At 43.7% G+C, this 2,320-nt stretch carries 3 protein-coding genes; all 3 read left to right on the top strand.

Annotation, left to right across the window (positions count from 1 at the left end; translation table 11 throughout):
* The first annotated feature begins 83 nt into the window (after positions 1-83).
* Positions 84-773 carry a ComF family protein gene (locus VIP81_RS18115; protein WP_331964085.1) on the top strand — a complete coding sequence of 230 codons (690 nt, stop codon included), beginning with the start codon at positions 84-86 and terminating at the stop codon, positions 771-773.
* A gap of 247 nt (positions 774-1,020) precedes the next feature.
* Positions 1,021-1,512 carry a glutathione peroxidase gene (locus VIP81_RS18120; RefSeq protein ID WP_331964088.1) on the top strand — a complete coding sequence of 164 codons (492 nt, stop codon included), beginning with the start codon at positions 1,021-1,023 and terminating at the stop codon, positions 1,510-1,512.
* 125 nt (positions 1,513-1,637) lie between these two features.
* A complete protein-coding gene (locus VIP81_RS18125; protein WP_331964091.1) occupies positions 1,638-2,186 on the top strand; it encodes a hypothetical protein in 549 nt (182 codons plus the stop codon).
* Positions 2,187-2,320: the final 134 nt, after the last annotated feature.

A 2,320-nucleotide genomic window follows, 5' to 3' on the forward strand; every position in this document is an offset into this window, starting at 1 on the left:
GTAATTGCGGTAGGAAGAGTGGAAGAAGTATACCAGCGATTATTTTAAAACATCTTACCACCATATCTTTTAAAACCCAATTCATGTTTACCAGTTTGTTATCCCCACTGGTTCACCTGTTTTATCCGCATTGCTGTGAACTTTGTGGCACAGATCTGCAACAAACAGATGAACTGCTTTGCCTCCGCTGCCTGCAAACATTACCCGTTACCCATTTTCACCGGTATGCCGGTAATCCGGTAGCGAATGTATTTAACGGCAGGGTCGCTGTACAGCAAGCCACGGCTGCTTATTATTACAACCAGTCGTCTGGTATGCAACAATTGATTCACCGTTTTAAATACCGGCAACGACCTGATATTGCTATCTGGCTGGGTAAACAAACCGGCTACCAGTTGCAGGAAAGTTCCTGGCTCAAAGACATTGACCTGCTGGTGCCAGTCCCCCTGTTTCCCCGCAAAGAAAAACTACGGGGCTACAACCAGGCCACCCTGCTGGCCAATGGCATAGCGCAGATCACACCAATCCCGGTACATCCGGCCACACTTATCCGACAACAATTTACCGCGACACAAACTAAAAAAGGCCGGATAGACCGCTGGAAAAATGTAGCTGCCGCCTTCAAAGTCAATGGCAACCTTCCGGCAGGCGCACACGTACTACTGATCGATGATGTTATTACAACAGGCGCCACCACTGAAGCATGCTGTATGGCCCTGCAACAAGCCGGAGCCAGGGTAAGCGTATGTTGTTTGGCCTATGCGTGGAGCTAAAAAGCTTAAAGCAGAAAGCAAAAAGCTATTAAAGCGGATAATAAAAGCGGACATTTAGCTATACAAACTACCATATCCGCTTTAATAGCTTTTTGCTTTCTGCTTTAAGCCTTCGGCTTTCTGGAAAAACTTCCCGTTTTTTAATGCGGGAATGTTAACTTTACAAGTACAGCTCTTCGCTGATTCTTTTAGTCAGTCTCTTTAAAAAAACGTCTATATGTTTAGGTTAGCAATACTATCAGTTGTTATGCTTTTTGCCTCATCCCATCTTTATGATTTTAAAGTAGATGCTGTTGACGGAGGAAAAATCGATTTCTCCAAGTACAAAGGAAAGAAAGTATTAATTGTAAATACCGCATCCCTGTGCGGTAATACACCACAGTACGAAGGATTGGAAAAGCTGTACAAGAAATACCAGGATAAACTGGTAATCATTGGTTTTCCAGCCAACAACTTCGGTTCTCAGGAACCCGGCAGCAACAAGGAAATACAGGAGTTCTGCACAAAAAAATATGCAGTTAGTTTTCCTATGGCCGCCAAAATATCTGTAAAAGGGGCTGATATACATCCGCTGTACAAATGGCTGCTGGATGAAAGTAAGGCCAAACACTTTGAACCGGCTGAAGTAACCTGGAATTTCCAGAAATATCTGCTGGATGAAAAAGGAAACCTGGTGGCTGTATTTTCTCCTAAAACACAACCTGAGTCTGCAGAAATTATTGCTGCGATAGAAAAGTAGTCGTAGCCCCGTATTTAATCTTTCTGTTGCCAACTTTGTGTAAAGATTTTGCAGTTACTTACGTTAACGTATATGCGTTAACGTAAGTATGCTGTTATTTTTATTCACAATGTGTAACCGTATTCATGAAACACCAACTGATCCCCAGCCGGAAAACACTGCCATTAGCCACTATGGTCTGCTTTTTTCTGTTTTTTACCGCTTGTCAGAACGACGGAGACGGACCTTCTCTTTCTTGCCCGGAAATGAAAATGAGTGCCATCATCGGTGGTCGCGAGCGCGCTATGACCCTTACCAACAGTATTATTTTCCGATCAAAGACCGACAGCGGTGGCCATAAACTGTTGAATATGGAAAGCATATCCGACACCTTCAAGGTGGTATTCAATCTAACGGATGGCATGTATAATGAAAATGCCCTGAAAAATGATAGTATTCACCTGGATACTTTCCGGTTCTCCCGGCTCGGACCCCAAAATGGATTAGTAGCCGTTGGCTTTATGAACAACAGTGGCTCCTTTGATTTACTGACAACGGATACTTCCAATATCATTATCCGCAAGATCAATACCCAAACACAAACCATTTCCGGAAGTTTCTTTTTTATAGCAGATAACCAGACGGTCACCGGTGGAGGTTCGTTTGAAAATGCCTGTTATGTATCGCTGCAGTAAGCGCGATTAGCCCCTTTTCATTATCTTGCGCCCATGCTATTTTCAGATATCATAGGACAGGCTGATGTGAAGCAGCAACTCATTCAATCCGTTCAGCATAACCGGCTTAGTCATGCCATGGTACTACTCGCACC

Source organism: Chitinophaga sp. (genome assembly GCF_036566945.1).
GTDB lineage: Bacteria > Bacteroidota > Bacteroidia > Chitinophagales > Chitinophagaceae > Chitinophaga.

What these genes read in the sequence shown, in the direction of transcription:
- VIP81_RS18115 (WP_331964085.1), top strand. Translation starts at nt 84, where the DNA reads ATGTTTACCAGTTTGTTATCCCCACTGGTTCACCTGTTTTATCCGCAT.
- VIP81_RS18120 (WP_331964088.1), top strand. Translation starts at nt 1,021, where the DNA reads ATGCTTTTTGCCTCATCCCATCTTTATGATTTTAAAGTAGATGCTGTT.
- VIP81_RS18125 (WP_331964091.1), top strand. Translation starts at nt 1,638, where the DNA reads ATGAAACACCAACTGATCCCCAGCCGGAAAACACTGCCATTAGCCACT.